Raw genomic sequence first — 17858 nt, 5'->3', positions numbered from 1 at the left:
GGCGGACGTGACCCGCGTCCGCCACCGCGCGCGTGCGCGCCCGACCCTGCGAGGCGACATGACGACCTCCCCCGACGCGACCCGACCCGCCGTGCTCACGGACCCCGTCGGCACCGTGGTGCCGTCGAGCGTGCCGACGCACTGGTACAACCTCGCGGCGGACCTGCCCGAGCCGTGCCCACCGGCGCTGCACCCGGGCACGCGCGAGCCCTTGACGCCCGACGACCTGGCGCCGCTGTTCCCGATGGCGCTCATCGCGCAGGAGGTCTCGACCGAGCGCTGGGTGGAGATCCCGCAGACCGTGCGCGAGATGTACGCGCTGTGGCGGCCGTCGCCGCTCGTGCGGGCGCTGCGCCTCGAGCGCGCGCTCGGGACGCCGGCGAAGATCTACTACAAGTACGAGGGGGTCTCCCCGGCCGGGTCGCACAAGCCGAACACGGCGGTCGCGCAGGCGTACTACAACGCGGTCGAGGGCATCACGCGGCTCACCACCGAGACGGGCGCGGGCCAGTGGGGCGCGTCGCTGTCCATGGCGTGCGCGCTGCTCGGGCTGGACTGCGAGGTGTGGCAGGTCCGCGCGTCGTACGACGCCAAGCCGTACCGCCGCATGCAGATGGAGACCTACGGCGCGACGTGCCACGCGTCGCCCTCGGACCTCACGGAGGCGGGGCGCGCGATGCTCGCCGCCGACCCGACGACCACGGGCTCGCTCGGCATGGCGATCAGCGAGGCCATCGAGTCGGCCGCCAAGGACCCCGCGGCGCACTACGCGCTCGGGTCGGTGCTCAACCACGTGCTGCTGCACCAGAGCGTCATCGGCGTCGAGGCGCTGGCCCAGCTCGACGAGATCGGCGAGACCGCCGACGTCGTGTTCGGGTGCGCGGGCGGCGGGTCGAACCTCGGCGGCCTGTCGTTCCCGTTCCTGGGCCGCAACCTGCGCGACGGCACGACGACGCGCGTGGTCGCGTGCGAGCCGGCGGCCTGCCCGTCGATGACGCAGGGCGAGTACCGGTACGACTTCGGCGACGTCGCGGGCCTCACGCCGCTGCTGAAGATGCACACGCTCGGCAAGGACTTCGTGCCGCCCGCGATCCACGCCGGCGGCCTGCGCTACCACGGCATGGCGCCGATGGTGTCGCACGCGTACGAGCTGGGCCTCATGGAGGCGATCGCCGTCGAGCAGGACGCCGCGTTCGCGGCGGGCGTCGAGTTCGCGCGCGCCGAGGGGCTCATCCCCGCGCCGGAGTCGACGCACGCGGTCGCCGGCGCCCTCGCGCACGCGCGCGCCGCGACGACCGACGAGACGATCGTCATCGGCCTGTCGGGCAACGGCGTGCTGGACCTGCCGGCGTACCAGGACTACGTCGCGGGCTGAGGTCCCGGCACCGCACCGGCCGCGCCGTCGTCCGCCCCGCCCGCGGCGGACGACGGCGCACCGACGCGTGCCCGCAGCAGCGCGAGGTCGTCGTCCGTGAGCAGCGCCCGCGGAAGCACCACGACGGACGGCACGCGGGCGAACCGCAGGAGCAGGGCCGAGCGGTGCACCCGCACGGCCGCGTAGGTGCTCCACGGTGCGCACGTGGACCCCGCGGCCGTCTCGGTGACCAGCGCGTCGTCACGGATCTGCACCCGCACCGTCGCCCCGGGCACGAGCGTCGCGCCCAAGGCACGGCGCGCCGAGCGGCGCGTGCGCCAGACCACGAGCACCGGCAGCAGGACCGCCGCGACGAACCCCGCCCAGGCGCCCTGCCGTCCGGGTGTCGTGACGCCGACGAGGACGGCCACGGGCGCCGCGACGAGCGCCCAGACGGCCAGCATGCGCGGCCCGGTGAGCAGCTCGACCGTCGCGTCGCGCGCGACGCGACGCACGAGCTCGGGCGTGATGGTCAGCTCCCGCACGAAGGCGATGTCGTCGGGCACGCGCACATGCTGGCACCGCGGTGCACCGTCCCGAGCCCGTGCGCGGCGTGGTTCACCCGGACGGACGCGGACGCGCCCGGCGCACGACGGAGGGGCCCGCCCTCACCGGGCGAGCCCCTCCCCACCGTGCGTCGGTGCCGACGCGTCAGCCGCGGACCGACACCGTGCGGCTCGTGCTGCCCGCGACGTTCGTCGGGTCGGACGGCACGAACACCGCGGTGAGGCGGTGCGTGCCGCTGCCGATGTCGCGCGGCACCGTGCCGATCGCGACGCCGAGCACGACGTTCGCGCGCGCCACGACCCGGTCGCCCTCGCGCAGCTCGACCGTGCCGGACGGCACGCGCCACGTGTCGAGGGCGACGGTCGCGACCCACGCCGACGGCACCCACCGGGGCAGCGGGGACTGCACGACGTTGAGCGTCGTCGTGCTGGTCGCCTGCTCGACCGTGACGGTCACCGGCTCCGACTGCGAGCCCGCGACCGCGTCGGTCCCGGCCCACCGGGCCACGACCTCGTAGGTCCCCGCCGCCGTGGCCGCCGGCAGCGTGAACGTCGCGCGGCCGTCGCGCAGGGCGGCCGTGCCGAGCACGTCGTCGCCGACGACGAACTCGACCGCCCCCGTCACCGGGGCGTCGGCCGTGACCGTCGCGACCAGGCGCGCGCGCTGCCCCCACGTGCCGTGCACGTGCGAGTCGGGCGAGGCCGTGAGCGTCGTGGTCGACGCGGGCAGACCCGCCTCGACCGTCACGGGCACGGTCGCGGTGGTCCCGCTGGGTGCGGCCACGACCGTCAGCGCGTGCTCACCGGGCTCGACGCCCGCGGGCACCGTGACCGTGACCTGCGCGGACGCGTCGGGCCCGTCGCCCCGCACGAGCGGGAAAGACCCGAGCGACTGCTCGCCCCACAGCACCTCGACCGCGGTGTTCTCCGGGGCCCCGAGGCTCGTGAGGTTGATCCCGCCGACCGTGAACGTCAGCTCGTCGCCCGGTGCCACCGGCGCGTCGAGCGCGGGCACCGACACCGCGCGCTCGGCGAAGTCCGGCGTCAGCCCCGGGTGCGCCTGCAGGTACGCGATCCACGCGTCGCGGTCGATGAGGCCCGAGTCCGCCGTGGCCGTGCCCTGCGAGAACACCCGGAAGTTGTCGCCGCCCTGCGCGAGGAACGAGAACGTGCCGATGCGGTACTCCCCCGCCGGGTCGATCGGCGCGCCGTCGACCGTGACCGACGTGATGCGGTCGCCCAGCGGCCGCGTCGCGTCGTACGTGTAGGCGACGTTGTCCGACAGCCCCAGCTGCAGGTACGGGCGGCTCGGGATCGTGCCGTCCGCGTTGGTCTGCCACTGCTGCTCGAGCATCGTCACCACCTGGTCGCCCGTGAGGGTCGTGGTCCAGAGGTTGTTGACGAACGGCAGGACCGCGTTGGCCCCGGCGTACGTGATCGTGCCGTCGGGCGCGTACAGCAGCTCGGAACGCAGACCGCCGGGGTTGACGACGCCGATGTCGGCACCGCCGCGCTCCGGCGAGGCCAGCGTGTCGAGCAGCGCGTCCGCCACGAGGTTGCCGAGCGCCGACTCGCGGCTGCGGTCGTCACGGCCCGTCGTCGTGCCCGGGGCCGAGCCCTGGTACACGCCGCCGACGTACGCGCCGCCGCTGAACGCGGTCGTGACGTCCGCCGTGACCGAGCCGACCGGCTGCGCACCGACCTCGTTCGCGTACGCGAGCGCCGCGTCGACGATCGTCTTGACCTCGGCGACGCGCGGGTAGGCCGCGACGAGGTCGGTGTCGGCCGTCGTGGTGCGCGCGACGTTCTGCGCGGTCACGGCCGTCACCTCGTCGGCGTCGCGGTCGTACGTGAGCACGACCTTGCCGAGGAGCTCGCCGTAGGAGCCGGTCTGCACGACCGGACGCTCGACGTCGCCGTTCGACGCGAGCCACGCGTACTGCTTGTGCGTGTGGCCCGTGAAGATCACGTCGACCGCGGGGACCGTCTCGCTCACGATCGCCGCGAACGCGCCGCCCGCGGCGACCTCCTCCTCGAGGGTCGCGCCGTCGGGCGTCCCGGCGCCCGCGCCCTCGTGGTACTGCGCCACGATGACGTCGGCCTCGCCGTTGGCGGGGTCGCCGTCCGTGAGCTGCGCCGCGACGCGGTTGACCGCCTCGACCGGGTCGCCGAAGTCGAGACCGGCGATGCCGCCCGGCGTCACGAGCGTCGGGGTCTCCTGCGTGACCACGCCGATCACGGCGACGCTCACACCACCCATGTCGAGCAGCGCGTACTCGTCGAGCGCGGGCGTCGTGGTGCCCTTCTCGTAGACGTTCGCGCCCAGGTACGGGAACGCGGCGTTGTCACCACCCGCGATCACGCGGTCGACGAGGTCGTCGTACCCCTTGTCGAACTCGTGGTTGCCGACCGCCGACGCGCGCAGGTCCAGCGCGTTCAGCACGTCGATCGTCGGCTGGTCGTCCTGCACGGCCGACGCGAACAGCGACGCACCGATGTTGTCGCCCGCCGACAGGAAGGCCACCGGGCCGTCCGCCGCCGCGCGCTGCTGCTCGACGGTCCCCGCGAACTTCACGGTGTTGGCGTCGATGCGACCGTGGAAGTCGTTGATGTTGAGGAACGTGAGGTCGACCGGGCCGGTGTTGTCCTCGCCCGCGGCGAAGCCCACCTTGACCGGGTTGTGGTCCGACGACCGGTACGGGTCCGGCGCGTAGAACGACGTGCCGTGGTAGTTGAACCGGCTGTACTCGAGCGCGATCGACTCCTCGGCGTTGATGCCCCACACGTCCGCGCCGGTCGCCCGGGTCGCGGCCGCCTCGTTGAGCAGCACGTGGTCGAGCGAGCCCGACAGGCCCTGGAACGCGTACGAGTGCTCACCCGGTGCGAGCTGCGCCGCGGCGTTGACGTAGCCCGCGTCGTACAGCACCTGCAGCGGGTCCTCGTGCGTGTACGAGTTGAAGTCACCGACCAGCGCGACCGCCGTGGCGTCGCCCTGCACGGTGGGCACCCAGTCGCGCAGCGCGGTCGCCTGGCGCACGCGCGACTCGTTCGACGCGCCCTGCCCGTCGCCCGTGTCGCGGTCGCCCGGCCAGGGGCCGGCCGAGCTCTTGGACTTGAAGTGGTTCACCACGACGAGCAGGGGCTCGCCGCCCGCGGCCGGCGTGAAGACCTGGCCGATCGGCTCGCGCGCGTTGCCGAACGCCTGGTCGTCGCCGCCCTGGTCGCCCAGCGCACGGGCGTCGCCCGTGGGCGTCGCCGCGGCCGGGCGGTAGATGATCGCGTTGGTGATGACGTCCTGCTCGGCCGCCGGCGGGAGCTCGGCGGACGACGGGACGTACGCCCACGTCCCGGCACCGGCGGCCTCGTTGAGCGCGTCGACGAGCGTCGCGAGCGCCGCGTCGGGCGTGCCCGTGACGCGTGCCGAGTTCTCGATCTCGAGCAGGCCGACCACGTCGGCGTCGAGCGCCGTGATGGCCGCGACGATCTTGTCCTGCTGCCGCTCGAGGTCCGCCTTGTCCCACGCGCCGCGCTGGTCGCAGCCCTCGCGGACCGTGACCGGCTCACCCGTGGGGTCGCGGTACGGCACGCATGCGGGGTTCTCGTCGCCGAGCGTCGTGAAGTAGTTGAGGACGTTGAACGAGGCCACGCTCAGGTCGCCGCCCACGGCCGCGGGTGCCGCGGTGCGGGTGTCCTCGAACGTCGCGGGCGCGGGCCCGCCGGCCGCGACAGGCGCGGTCGGGCTGAGCTTCCACGCGTTGTTGCGGTAGTCGACGACGACCGGGTCGGTGAACTGCACGGCCGCGCCGATCCGCACGGGGTTGTCGAGCGACACGTAGGGCGGCGTCAGCGCGCCGTTGCCGGGCGCGAGGAAGTTGGTCGACGCGCCGTCGTCGAGCACGACGCCGCGTGCGGCGTTGTCGGCGACGACCGCCGCGGCCTCGGGCGTGCCCGGGCGTGCGACGTCGGTCGGCTGCAGCAGCGGCGTCGTGCCGACCGCGAGCGCGACCTCGCCGTACTGGTTGGTCGTGTACGTGTTCGAGACCGTGAGGTCGCCGGTCGGCAGGTACAGCATCGACTCGAGCGCCTCGCGCGCCGCCGCGTCCGCGGGCCACGTGCCCTGCACGGGCGTCGGCGCGTCGGCGGCCGGGAGCTGCTCGAGCGCCGCGGCACCCTCGACCGCGATCTGCGTGAGGCCGAAGTACTCGGCGACCTGCCCGGTCACGCGCACGTGCTGCCCGGTGGACACCTGCCCGACGGTCGACGGCGAGTACACGAACACCGCCTCGGACCCCGTACGTCCGGTGGTGTCGCCGCCACCCGAGCCCGGGGTCTGCAGCACGTAGCCGTCGTAGCCGCCGGTCGCGTAGACCGCGGTGACGACGCCGGACGTCGTGACCGTGCGGCCCACGAGCGGCGACGCGTCGCCGGTGCCCTGCACCTCGGCGATCGTCACGGTCGTCGGCTCACCGGGTTCGCCGGGCTCGCCCGGTCCCGAGCCCGCCGGCGTGGGCGTCGGCGTCGCGGCGCGGAAGTCAGCCGCGTTGTCGGCCGTGTGCGTGTGCGCGTCGTCGCGCTGCACCGACGTCGCGTTCGTCGTCGCGGGCGCCGGGGCGGTGCCGGCGAACGACGACGCGGTCGGCCCCCAGCCGAGCAGGTCGACGACCGTGTCGACCTGCGCGCACCCGGTCGAGCACGTCAGCGCCGCGGTGCCCTGCACGAGCGCGACCTTGCCGTTCGTGCCGCTCATCGCGACGTTCGTGCCCTCGAGGTCGACCGGCACGTCGGGCGCCGCGGTGTTCGCGCCGAACGCCTGCCCGACGACGAACGTCGCACCGGCGGGCACGCTGCCGGACAGCGGCGTGACCTGCCACGACGCGCCCGTCACGGACGCGTACTGCAGCGAGTACCCCGCGAGGTCCACAGGGTCGTCTCCCGTGTTGACCAGCTCGACGAAGTCCCGGTCGAACGGGGCACCGGAGTTGCCGCCGCCCCCGTACACCTCGTTGACCAGCAGGGTCGCGTCGGTCGACACCGCCGCGCTCGCGGCTCCGGCGGCTGCCACGCCGCCGCTGAGCACCAGGGCGAGCGCGGTGAGCGCTCCGGTGGCCGTTCGTCTGACGTGCACGCAGATCTCCTCCGTCGGGCGCGGCGAGGGGTCGTGGTGACCACGCCTCGTCGCGCGGGCAGGCGGCCGCACCTGGACGGCCGTCCTCACCCTGCGCGGTCCGTCCCTTTCGCCGCAACTACCCGACAGTAACTATCTGGTGAACTCGTCCGACGACGCCCCGGTTCGTCCGGGTTTCCCCGCGTGCGGAGCCGTGAGCGCCCCCCGGCGGGACGACGCAGGCCGGTCCCGGGGACCCCGGGACCGGCCTGCCGTGAGACGGAACCGTCCGCTACGCGCGCAGCTCCGCGCCGACGCGCGCGTGCGCCTCGGCCACGACCGCGTCACGCACCGCCGCGGTCTCGGCCGCCGTCAGCGTGCGGTCCGGAGCACGCAGGCGCAGCGCGAACGCGAGCGACGTGCGACCCTCGCCGATCTGGTCGCCCGTGTAGACGTCGAACAGCCGCACGTCCTCCAGCACGTCGCCCGCGGGGCTCTGCTCGACACCCGCGCGGACCGCGGCCAGCACGTCCGCCGCCGGGACGTCGGACGCCACGACGAGCGCGACGTCCTCCTTCGCGACCGGGAACGTCGAGACGGGTGTGGCCTCGACGGGCGCGTCCGACGACGCCGCGAGCAGCGCCGTGAGGTCGACCTCGAACGCGACCGCGCGCGCCGGCAGGTCGAGCGCAGCGACGACCTGCGGGTGCAGCTCGCCCGCGTGCCCCACGACCGCGCCCGTCGGCGCCGTGAGGCGCGCGCACCGGCCCGGGTGGAACGGTGCACGCTCGCCGTCGGCCGCGACCGCGAGCTCGACGCCCACACGCTGCGCGACGCGCTGCACGAGCGCGATCGCGTCGGCGTGGTCGGCGCGGCGGCCGGGACCCCAGTGCCCGGCCGGCTCGACGAGCCCCGTGAGCACGCCCGCGACGTGCAGCGGCTGGTGCGGCACGGCCGCCTCGACGGTCGCGAGCACGTCGTCCGCGGGGCGCACGCCCCCGGGCAGCCGCGGCGCGACCCCGCCGTCCGCACCCGGGAGCGTCACCAGCCCGAGCTCGAACACGCCGAGGTCCGTCGTGCCGCGCGCGACGTTGCGACGCGCGGTCTCCAGCAGCGTGACGAGCAGGTCGGTGCGCATCAGCGGCTGACCGTCGGCGAGCGGGTTGACCAGGCGCACCGCGTGGCGCCGCTCGTCGTCCGCGGCCAGCCCGAGCGCGTCGAGCTGCGCGGCCGAGACGAACGGGTAGCTCAGCACCTCGACGAGCCCCGCCGCCGCGAGGCCGTCGGCGACCGCGCGCCGCTGGCGCTGCGAGCGCGTCAGCCCGCTGCCCGTGGGGGCCGCGGGGACGATCGAGGGGATCGCGTCGTAGCCGCGCAGGCGCGCGACCTCCTCGACCAGGTCGACGCCCGCGAGCAGGTCGGGACGCCACGTCGGCACCACGACCCGCCACGGCACGGCCGACGCGTCGACCGTGCAGCCGATCTCCTCAAGGGTCGAGCGCACCTCCTCGTCGGTGTACGGCACGCCGACGAGCCGCCCCGCCTGCGCGGGGTCGAACGCGACCGGCGCGGGCGCGCCCGTGCGGTCGACGTCGGTGAGCGCGTCGTCGACCGTGCCGCCGCCGTGCTCGACGAGCAGCGCCGCGGCGCGCGCGACCGCGACCCGGGCGAGCCGCGGGTCGACGCCGCGCTCGAACCGCTTGGACGCCTCCGAGCTCAGGCGGTGCCGCCGCGAGGACCGCGCGACGCTGACCGCGTCGAAGTGCGCGGCCTCGAGCAGCAGGTCCGTCGTGCCGTCCGACACCTCGGAGTCCGCACCGCCCATGACGCCCGCGATCCCGAGGACGCGCGCCGCACGCCCCCCGGTCGAGTCGGTGACCAGCAGGTCCTGCGCGTCGAGCGTGCGCTCGACGCCGTCGAGCGTCGTCGTGCGCTCCCCCGCCCGCGCGCGCCGCACGACCACGGGCGCCGTCAGCGTCGCGAGGTCGTAGGCGTGCATGGGCTGGCCCAGGTCGAGCATCACGTAGTTCGTCACGTCGACCGCCAGGCCGATGGGCCGCATGCCGGCCTGCGTGAGGCGCCGCTGCAGCCACGCCGGCGACGGCGCGGACGCCGCGACGCCGCGCACGACCTGCGCGACGAACCGGTCGCAGCCCGGCACGTCGTGGACGCCCGCGTCGTCGTCGATCTCGACGCCGAACCCCGGGGGTCGCTCGCGCAGCACGTCGTCGGACGGCAGGCCGTGGTCCGTGAAGCGCGCACCCGTCGAGTGCGCGTACTCGCGCGCGACGCCGCGCATCGAGAAGCAGTAACCCCGGTCCGGGGTCACGTTGATCTCGAGCACCTCGTCGGCCAGGCCCAGCAGGCGCAGCGCGTCGGTGCCGGGTGCCGTCACGTCGTCGCCGTGGCCGAGGCGCGACAGCACGATGATGCCCGCGTGGTCCTCTCCCAGGCCGAGCTCGCGGGCCGAGCAGATCATGCCGTCGGACACGTGCCCGTACGTCTTGCGCGCCGCGATCGGGAACGGCCCGGGCAGCACCGCGCCCGGCAGCGCGACGACGACACGGTCGCCCACGCCGAAGTTGTGCGCGCCGCACACGATGCCGCGCGCGACCGTCGGCTCACCGGCCTCGTCGAGGTCGTTGTGCGCCCCGACGTCGACGCGGCACCAGTTGATCGTCTTGCCGTTCTTCTGCGGCTCGGGCGTCAGCTCGAGCACCTGGCCGACGACGAGCGGGCCGGTCACGCCCGAGGAGTGGATCGCCTCCTCCTCGAGACCCACGCGCACGAGGTCCGCGGCGAGCGTCTCGGCCGTGAGGTCGGCGGGCAGGTCGACGTGGTCGCCGAGCCAGGTCAGCGGGATACGAGGCATGTCAGATCACCGTCCGGAACTGCTGGGAGAAGCGCACGTCGCCCTCGACCATGTCGCGCATGTCGGCGATGCCGTGCCGGAGCATGAGCGTGCGCTCGATGCCCATGCCGAACGCGTACCCCGAGTACACGTCGGGGTCGACGCCGCACGCGCGCAGCACGGCCGGGTTGACCATGCCGCAGCCGCCCCACTCGATCCACCCGGGGCCGCCCTTCTTCTGCGGGAACCACAGGTCCATCTCGGCGGACGGCTCGGTGAACGGGAAGAACGACGGGCGCAGCCGCGTGCGCGCCTGCGGCCCGAACATCGCCCGCGCGAAGTGGTCGAGCGTGCCCTTGAGGTGCGCCATCGTCAGGCCCTTGTCGACCGCGAGGCCCTCGACCTGGTGGAACACGGGCGTGTGCGTCGCGTCGAGCGCGTCGGTGCGGAACACCTTGCCGGGGCACGCGATGTACACGGGCACACCGCGCTCGAGCAGCGTGCGCGCCTGCACGGGCGAGGTGTGCGTGCGCAGCACGAGGCCCGAGCCGTCCTCCGGCACGTCGGCACCGGCGGGCGGCGCGACGAAGAACGTGTCCTGCATCTGACGCGCCGGGTGGTCGACGCCGAAGTTCAGCGCGTCGAAGTTGAACCACTCGGCCTCGAGCTCGGGGCCCTCGGCGATCTCCCAGCCCATCGCGACGAACACGTCGGCGATGCGCTCCTGCAGCGTCGACAGCGGGTGGCGCGCGCCGAGCGGGTGGCGCTCGGCGGGGAGCGTGACGTCGACGGCCTCCTCGACGAGCACGCGCGCGTCGCGCTCGGCCTCGAGCTCGGCCGTGCGCGCCGCGATCGCGGCGTTGACGCGCCCGCGCGCCTGACCGACGAGCTTGCCCGCGGCCGCCTTGTCGGGGCCGGGCAGCGCGCCGATCGCGCGGTTCGCGAGCGCGAGCGGGCTCGCGTCACCCGTGTGCGCGAGGCGGGCGGACTTGAGGGCGTCGAGGTCGCCGGCGGCGGCGACGGCCGCGAGCGCGGCGTCGACGGCCGCGGCGACGCCGTCGGCGTCGAGCGGGGACAGCGTGGTGTCGCTGGTCATGGGGACCTTCCAGGACGGTTCCGGGCGGTCGGCACCCGCGGGTGCGGGCCTCGACCGGCGGCCGGACGCGGTGCTGGGCGCACGCACGTCGGCCGGCTGGGCAGTCTAGTGGCGCCCGGCCCGGGGCGGCCGGGGCGTCCGAGGGACGTCAGCGGCCGGCGTCGGCGTGCAGGTCAGCGCACGCGGCCCGGGACGGGCCGCGGAAATCGGTGACCACCCGCCGTGCGGGTGCGCTCGACCGCGCTCATGGCCGTCATGCTGCCACAGCGCCGCTCACCGACCGAGCGGAAACCGACCGAGCGGCGTGTACAGCGGTCCGCCGCCGCGCCCCTCACCGGGGCGCGACTCGACGAGCGTGACCTCGGCGACCGTCCACACCGGCCCCTGGTACACCGCGAGCGCCCGCTCGAACGTCTCCGCGGGGCCCAGGTCGTCGGGCCAGGCGGCGGCGCGCCCGGGACCTCGCGCACCGGGAGGCGCTCCCCGGCGTCGGGGCGGGCGCCCGCCGGGACGCACGCGCCCCACCGTGAGGTGCGGTCGGTGCCGCACGCGAGGGTCCGGCGGCGCGCCGTGGGCGTCGCCCGCCGCGCGGGCCGCCGCGGCGAGCGCGGTCGCCGCGGCGACGTCGCCGCTCGCGCCGACCCACAGCGTGCGGTGCGCGAACACGCCGGCGCCCGCGAGCCGCAGGTCGAACGGCTCGAGCCCCGCCGCGTGCGCCGCGAGGTCCGCCGCCAGCGCGTCGACGACCGCGTCGGGCAGCGTCCCGTAGAACGCCGACGTCAGGTGCCACGCGTCGCGCGCGGTCCACCGCACCGCGTCGTCGGGCCCGCTGCGTCCGCGGACGGCGGCCAGCGCGAGGTCGAGGTGGTCGAGCACGTCGTCCGGCGGCCAGACCGCCGCGAACAGTCGCATGCCCCCAGCCTGCCAGGGCGCACGCCGACGCGTGGGGCGACGCACGGCAGGTCTCCCGCCGCGGGACACCCCGCTCGGCGCACAGCCCACGGCGACCGTCGATCAGCGCTGCGCGCGCCCCGACGCGTACAGGCACACGGCTGCCGCCGTCGCGAGGTTGAGCGACTCGGCGCGCCCGCGCAGCGGCACCCGCACGACCGCGTCGGCGAGCGCGAGGTCCTCGTCGCGCAGGCCCCACGCCTCGTTGCCGAACACCCACGCGGTGGGCGCTGCGAGGTCCGGGACGCCCGCGGGCGCCCGGCCCGCGACGTCGAGCAGGTCGTCGAGGTCGTGCGTGCCCCCGCCCGCCGCGGCGAGCACCGCGACCCCGGCGTCCCGCAGCGCCGCGACGACCTCCGGCAGCTCGGGCCCGGTCACGACCGGCAGGTGGAACAGCGAGCCCGCCGTCGACCGCACGACCTTGGGGTTGTGCACGTCGACGCTGCTCGCGGTGAGCACCACCGCGTCGGCGCCGGCCGCGTCGGCCGCGCGCAGCACCGTGCCGGCGTTGCCGGGGTCCCGCACGTACGCGAGCACCGCGACGAGCCGAGGTGCGCCCGCGACGACCGCGTCCAGGCCGGCGTGCACGAGGTCCGCGACGGCGACCAGGCCCTGCGCGTCGGCACTCATCGCGTCGAGCACCTCGGGCGTCGCGAGGCGCACCCGGACGGCGCCCGCCTCCGCCGCGGCCAGCACGTCGGGGTACCGCTGCGCCGCGTCGGGCGTCGCGTAGAGCTCGTGCACGCGCGCACCACCGGGAGCCACGGCCTCGCGCACGGCCTGCGGCCCCTCGACGAGGAACCGGCCGTGCCGGCGACGCGCGGACCGGTCGGCCAGCGCCCGCACCGCCTTGACGCGGTCGGCACGGGGGTTGCTCAGCAGGTCGTCGGCCACGGCTCCATCATCCCCGAGCGCGGGCCGCGTGGGCGCCGTCGGGAACGACGACGCCCCCGCCGTCACGAGGACGACGGGGGCGTCGGCGGTGCGGTGCCGGCGGCTCGGCCGGCGCTGCGAGGTGGGGTCACGCGGCGCTGGGCGCGTTGACGTCCTCGGGGAGAGCGGCCTTGGCGACCTGGACGAGCGCGGTGAACGCGGCGGCGTCGTTGACGGCCATGTCGGCGAGGACGCGACGGTCGACCTCGACACCCGCGAGCTTGAGGCCCTGGATGAGGCGGTTGTAGGTCAGGCCGTTCGCGCGGGAGGCCGCGTTGATGCGCTGGATCCACAGCTTGCGGAAGTCGCCCTTGCGCGCCTTGCGGTCGCGGTAGGCGTACACCAGGGAGTGGGTGACCTGCTCCTTGGCCTTGCGGTACAGCCGCGAGCGCTGCCCGCGGTAGCCGCTCGCCCGCTCGAGTGTCGACCGACGCTTCTTCTGGGCGTTGACCGCCCGCTTCACGCGTGCCACGTGATGCTCCTTGCCTTGTCCGGGGCTCGGTGCCTCCGCCTGGGCGCTGACGCGCCGAGGGGGTCAGCGACCGAGCAGCTTCTTGATCTTGGGGGTGTCGGCGGGCGAGACGACGACGTCACCGGCGATGCGGCGGGTGCGGCGGCTCGACTTGTGCTCGAGCAGGTGGCGACCACCGGCCTGCTCGCGCATGACCTTGCCGGTGCCGGTGACCCGGAACCGCTTCTTGGCACCGGAGTGCGTCTTGTTCTTCGGCATGGCTGCCGTGTCTCCTTGTCGTTCGCATCGCACGGTCGTGCGACTCGGGTGTCGTCCGGACGCGGTGTGGCAGCGCCCGTGCGGGATGGTCAGCCGGCGTCCTCGCCGTTCGCCGTGCCGCGCGGACCGGGCCGCGGGGCGGGCTTGGGCGTCGCACCGGGACGCGGTGCGGGGCGAGCGGCCGGGGACGGCGTCGCCGCCGGACGCGGCGTGGCCGGGCGCGGGGTCGCGGCCGGGCGCGGGGTTGCAGGCCGAGCCGCCGGACGCGGCGCAGCGGCCGGACGCGAGGCCGCACTGGCCGGGCGCGGCGCCGCCGCGGGCCGGGGCGCGGCGGCCGGACGCGGTGCGGGCGCGGGCTCGGCCGGAGCGGCAGGCTCCGGCGCGGGCTCGGCCGCCGCGGGCTCCTCGACCGGCGCGGGCGCGGCGGGCTCGGCGACCGGTGCCGGGGTCTCCTCGACCTCGTCGACCTCGTCGATCGCGTCGAGCTCGTCCACGGGCGCCTCGCGGCGCGGCCGCTCCTCGCGCGACTGCGCGGCCCGGCGCTCCTTCTGCTGGTCCGCCTTCTTCTTGGTCGGCCCGAGCACCATGATCATGTTGCGCCCGTCCTGCTTGGGCATGCTCTCGATGAAGCCGAGCTCCGCGACGTCGGCGGCGAGCCGCTGCAGCAGGCGCACGCCCATCTCCGGGCGCGACTGCTCGCGGCCGCGGAACATGATCATGACCTTGACCTTGTCGCCGGCGGCCAGGAAGCGCTCGACGTGGCCCTTCTTGGTCCCGTAGTCGTGCGGGTCGATCTTCAGACGGAAACGGATCTCCTTGAGGATCGTGTTCGTCTGGTTCCGACGCGCCTCACGGGCCTTCATGTCGGCCTCGTACTTGAACTTCCCGAAGTCCATGATCTTGCACACGGGCGGACGGGCGGTCGGCGCGACCTCGACCAGGTCGAGGTCCGCGTCCTGGGCAAGACGCAGGGCGTCCTCCAGGCGCACGATGCCGACCTGCTCCCCCTGGGGGCCGACGAGTCGGACCTCGGAGACGCGGATCCGATCGTTGATGCGGGGCTCGCTGATGTGGTGCTCCTCGGGTGAGTCGTGATGGACCCCAGGAACGAGGAAGGCCCCCGTCCTGAGCACAGGAGGAGGCCATGTCCGGTCGCGGTGGCACCCTCGCGGGCTACCACCGTGCAGCCGTCGGGGTGTGCCCGACGACCGGCGACTGGGACCCGGTCCCTGTCGCCGGACGAGCCGGACGGTCGGGACCCAGGTGGGACGTGACTCCACTTGTGCATCCGAGCCGCCGCGGGTCCCCGACACCGGCACGGAGGTCCTGGGCCGTCCGGCGGAGCCGGTCGACGAGGTGCCGTGCGGGGACGAGGGCGCGCGGTAGCGCGGAACAGTCCTGGCAACCATACCAGAGAGCGAACGAGCACCACCTCGGGCGACGAGCCGCGGCCGAGGCGTCACCTGGACACGCGTCAGAGTTGAACGATTCCAGAAAACGTGATCGGGTGGTGCCGTGACCGACACCGCCCTGCTGCGGCAGCACGGGCTGCGGGTGACCGCCCCCCGGCTCGCCGTCCTCGACGCGCTCGAGGCGCACGCGCACCTCGACGCCGACGAGGTGCTGCAGCGCGTCCGCACGACGCTGCCGACCGTGTCGGTGCAGGCCGTGTACGACGTGCTGCACGCGCTCGCCGACGCCGGGATGCTGCGGCGCATCGAGCCCGCGGGGCACCCCGCGCGCTACGAGCGTCGCACGGGCGACAACCACCACCACGTCGTGTGCCGCACGTGCGGCACCGTCGACGACGTCGACTGCGTCGTCGGGCACGCGCCGTGCCTGGCCCCGAGCTCGACGTCGGGCTTCACGGTCGACACGGCCGAGGTCACGTTCTGGGGCCTGTGCCCCGCCTGCCGGTCCGCCGGCTGACCCACCCGGTGCCGCCGCTGCCGGCACCCGCGGGCGTCCGCGCCCGTCCCGACGAAGGAGGAGCCCCCGTGCCCCACGTCCCGCCCACCACCACGAACTCCGGTGCGCCCGTCGCGTCCGACGCGCACTCGCTCGCCGTCGGCGCCGACGGCCCGATCGTCCTGCACGACCACTACCTGGTCGAGAAGCTCGCGCAGTTCAACCGCGAGCGCGTGCCCGAGCGCGTCGTCCACGCCAAGGGCGGCGGCGCGTTCGGCACGTTCACGGTGACGCACGACGTGTCGGCGTACACGCGCGCGGCCCTGTTCCAGCCGGGGGCCACGACCGAGATGCTCGCGCGCTTCTCGTCGGTCGCCGGCGAGCACGGCTCCCCCGACACCTGGCGCGACCCGCGGGGCTTCGCGCTGAAGTTCTACACGTCCGAGGGCAACTACGACCTCGTCGGCAACAACACGCCCGTGTTCTTCCTGCGCGACGGCATCAAGTTCCCCGACTTCATCCGGTCGCAGAAGCGTCTGCCGGGCTCGAACCTGCGCGACAACGACATGCAGTGGGACTTCTGGTCGCTGTCGCCCGAGTCGGCGCACCAGGTCACCTGGCTCATGGGTGACCGGGGCCTGCCGCGGTCGTGGCGCACGATGGACGGGTTCGGCTCGCACACCTACCAGTGGGTCAACGCGGCCGGCGAGCGGTTCTGGGTGAAGTACCACTTCCAGACCCAGCAGGGCATCGACAACCTCACGGCCGACGAGGCCGCGCAGCTCGCGGGGTCCGACGCCGACCACCACGTCCGCGACCTGTTCGAGCACATCGCCGACGGCGACTTCCCGCGGTGGACGCTGCGCGTGCAGGTCATGCCGTACGAGGACGCGACGACCTACCGGTTCAACCCGTTCGACCTCACCAAGGTGTGGCCGCACGCCGACTACCCGCTCATCGACGTCGGCGTCATGGAGCTCAACCGCAACCCCGAGAACTACTTCGCGCAGATCGAGCAGGCGACGTTCGCGCCCAGCAACTTCGTGCCCGGCATCGGCCCGAGCCCCGACAAGATGCTGCTCGCGCGGATCTTCTCCTACGCCGACGCGCACCGGTACCGGGTCGGCACCAACCACGCGCAGCTGCCGGTGAACGCCCCCCACGCCGAGGTGCACTCGTACTCCAAGGACGGCGCCGCGCGCTACGCGTTCCCGCCCGCCGACCGCCCGGTCTACGCACCGAACTCGCTCGGCGGGCCCGCCGCCGACCCGGCCCGCGCGGCCGAGACCGGCGGCTGGGAGTCGGACGGCGAGATGGTCCGGGCCGCCGCGACCCTGCACCCGCAGGACGACGACTGGGGCCAGGCCGGCACGCTCTACCGCGAGGTGTTCGACGACGCCGCGCGCGAGCGGTTCCTCGAGACCATCACGGGCCACGTCGGCGCCGTGCGCAGCGACGAGATCCGTGCGCGCGCCGTGCAGTACTGGACGAACGTCGACGCCGGGCTCGGGGCGGCGCTGCGGGCCTCGCTCGTGGCGGCCGGTGCACCGGTCGAGGCGGGCGAGCCCGGGACGGCCAGCACGCCGGTCGCCTGACACCCTCGGTCCGACGTCGGCCCCGCACCCCGCCGGGTGCGGGGCCGACGCACGTCCACCGCCCCGCCCGCCTGGTGCGGGCCGGGCGCCGCACCGGTGAGAGGATCGGGGCATGAGCGACTCGCCCGCCCACGACGCGCCGGACCCGACCGCCGAGGCGGTGCGCGACATCGCCGACGTCGCCGCCGTGGAGGTCATCACGACCGCCGCCGTGCACCTCATGAGCGCGGCCGCCGTCAAGTGCGGGCTCGCCGAGGACGACGCGGACGGCGCCGGTGCGCGGCACCGCGACCTCGACGAGGCACGCAAGCTCATCACGGCGCTCGCGGCGCTCGTCACCGCGTCCGCCCCCGACATCGGCAACCAGCACGCGCGGTCGCTCCGCGACGGCCTGCGCTCGCTCCAGCTCGCGTTCCGCGAGGCGTCGCCGTTCCCGGACGCGCCGGGCGAGGGCCCCGGCGAGGCCTTCACGGGCCCGGTGTCCTGACGGTTCTCCCGATCTCGCGCGGGAATCCGCGCGACGGGGCGCCGACCACGGGCGTACCCTCGACGAGGCGCGCACCACGTGCGCGCCGTCGACCGACCGGAGGAGCGAGCATGCGGTGCGTGACCGCGGGGAGCGAGGTGGCCGTGCAGGCCTGCTCGGGCGTCCCCCGTCGCCGCACCGCCGTCTCCTGAGCGACCGGGCACCGTCCCGCACGCTCGCGCGCCGTCCCTGCACGCCCTCGACGGGCGTCGACGACGCCCGACCGCAGCCGCGGTCCCCGTGA

13 protein-coding genes are annotated in these 17858 nt (G+C 75.0%); 4 read left to right on the top strand and 9 right to left on the bottom strand.

Going from position 1 to position 17858, the window contains the following annotated elements:
• The first annotated feature begins 58 nt into the window (after nt 1-58).
• Nucleotides 59-1375 (top strand): TrpB-like pyridoxal phosphate-dependent enzyme, encoded by a 1317-nt coding sequence (locus ATM99_RS08655; RefSeq protein WP_062102525.1) that lies wholly within the window; start codon nt 59-61, stop codon nt 1373-1375.
• Here ATM99_RS08655 and ATM99_RS08650 read toward each other — a convergent pair.
• From ATM99_RS08650 to infC, 9 genes are all read right to left on the bottom strand, one after another.
• The gene (locus ATM99_RS08650) at nt 1360-1920 is read right to left on the bottom strand and encodes a hypothetical protein (protein WP_150118211.1); all 561 of its coding nucleotides are present in this window, start codon (nt 1918-1920) and stop codon (nt 1360-1362) included. The two genes, ATM99_RS08655 and ATM99_RS08650, sit on opposite strands and share 16 nt — an antisense overlap.
• A 145-nt stretch (nt 1921-2065) precedes the next feature.
• Nucleotides 2066-7045 carry an ExeM/NucH family extracellular endonuclease gene (locus ATM99_RS08645; RefSeq protein WP_062102505.1) on the bottom strand — a complete coding sequence of 1660 codons (4980 nt, stop codon included), beginning with the start codon at nt 7043-7045 and terminating at the stop codon, nt 2066-2068.
• A 271-nt stretch (nt 7046-7316) separates the two neighbouring features.
• A complete protein-coding gene (pheT, locus tag ATM99_RS08640) occupies nt 7317-9896 on the bottom strand; it encodes a phenylalanine--tRNA ligase subunit beta (RefSeq protein WP_062102504.1) in 2580 nt (859 codons plus the stop codon).
• A 1-nt stretch (nt 9897) separates the two neighbouring features.
• Complete coding sequence (pheS, locus tag ATM99_RS08635) at nt 9898-10971, bottom strand: phenylalanine--tRNA ligase subunit alpha (RefSeq protein ID WP_062102503.1); 1074 nt, start codon at nt 10969-10971, stop codon at nt 9898-9900.
• 273 nt (nt 10972-11244) lie between these two features.
• Entirely contained in the window at nt 11245-11883 is a 639-nt protein-coding gene (gene thpR, locus ATM99_RS08630) for an RNA 2',3'-cyclic phosphodiesterase (protein WP_062102502.1), read from the bottom strand.
• Between the two features lie 102 nt (nt 11884-11985).
• A complete protein-coding gene (locus ATM99_RS08625; protein WP_223304910.1) occupies nt 11986-12816 on the bottom strand; it encodes an RNA methyltransferase in 831 nt (276 codons plus the stop codon).
• 127 nt (nt 12817-12943) lie between these two features.
• The gene (gene rplT / locus ATM99_RS08620; RefSeq protein ID WP_062102501.1) at nt 12944-13327 is read right to left on the bottom strand and encodes a 50S ribosomal protein L20; all 384 of its coding nucleotides are present in this window, start codon (nt 13325-13327) and stop codon (nt 12944-12946) included.
• A gap of 63 nt (nt 13328-13390) precedes the next feature.
• Nucleotides 13391-13585, bottom strand: a complete 195-nt coding sequence (gene rpmI, locus ATM99_RS08615) for a 50S ribosomal protein L35 (RefSeq protein ID WP_046528208.1) — start codon at nt 13583-13585, stop codon at nt 13391-13393.
• Nucleotides 13586-13674: 89 nt separating this feature from the next.
• The gene (infC, locus tag ATM99_RS08610; RefSeq protein ID WP_223304909.1) at nt 13675-14718 is read right to left on the bottom strand and encodes a translation initiation factor IF-3; all 1044 of its coding nucleotides are present in this window, start codon (nt 14716-14718) and stop codon (nt 13675-13677) included.
• Between the two features lie 382 nt (nt 14719-15100).
• On the opposite strand from infC, the gene ATM99_RS08605 reads away from it, so the two are divergent.
• The 3 genes from ATM99_RS08605 to ATM99_RS08595 all read left to right on the top strand — a co-directional run bounded on the left by ATM99_RS08605 (nt 15101) and on the right by ATM99_RS08595 (nt 17575).
• On the top strand, nt 15101-15514 hold the full coding sequence (locus ATM99_RS08605) for a Fur family transcriptional regulator (RefSeq protein WP_062102500.1): 414 nt from the start codon (nt 15101-15103) through the stop codon (nt 15512-15514).
• Nucleotides 15515-15582: 68 nt separating this feature from the next.
• Entirely contained in the window at nt 15583-17088 is a 1506-nt protein-coding gene (locus ATM99_RS08600) for a catalase (RefSeq protein ID WP_062102522.1), read from the top strand.
• Between the two features lie 112 nt (nt 17089-17200).
• Entirely contained in the window at nt 17201-17575 is a 375-nt protein-coding gene (locus tag ATM99_RS08595) for a DUF1844 domain-containing protein (protein ID WP_062102499.1), read from the top strand.
• Nucleotides 17576-17858: the final 283 nt, after the last annotated feature.

The organism is Cellulomonas sp. B6, assembly GCF_001462455.1.
GTDB lineage: Bacteria > Actinomycetota > Actinomycetes > Actinomycetales > Cellulomonadaceae > Cellulomonas.
The sequence above is the reverse complement of the archived record's forward strand: the minus strand, read 5'-3'. Positions and strand labels throughout refer to the sequence as shown.

Bases quoted from the DNA above. Each gene is read 5' to 3' on its own strand.
- rpmI (WP_046528208.1), bottom strand. From the start codon at position 13,585: ATGCCGAAGAACAAGACGCACTCCGGTGCCAAGAAGCGGTTCCGGGTC.
- ATM99_RS08595 (WP_062102499.1), top strand. From the start codon at position 17,201: ATGAGCGACTCGCCCGCCCACGACGCGCCGGACCCGACCGCCGAGGCG.
- thpR (WP_062102502.1), bottom strand. From the start codon at position 11,883: ATGCGACTGTTCGCGGCGGTCTGGCCGCCGGACGACGTGCTCGACCAC.
- pheT (WP_062102504.1), bottom strand. From the start codon at position 9,896: ATGCCTCGTATCCCGCTGACCTGGCTCGGCGACCACGTCGACCTGCCC.
- pheS (WP_062102503.1), bottom strand. From the start codon at position 10,971: ATGACCAGCGACACCACGCTGTCCCCGCTCGACGCCGACGGCGTCGCC.
- ATM99_RS08655 (WP_062102525.1), top strand. From the start codon at position 59: ATGACGACCTCCCCCGACGCGACCCGACCCGCCGTGCTCACGGACCCC.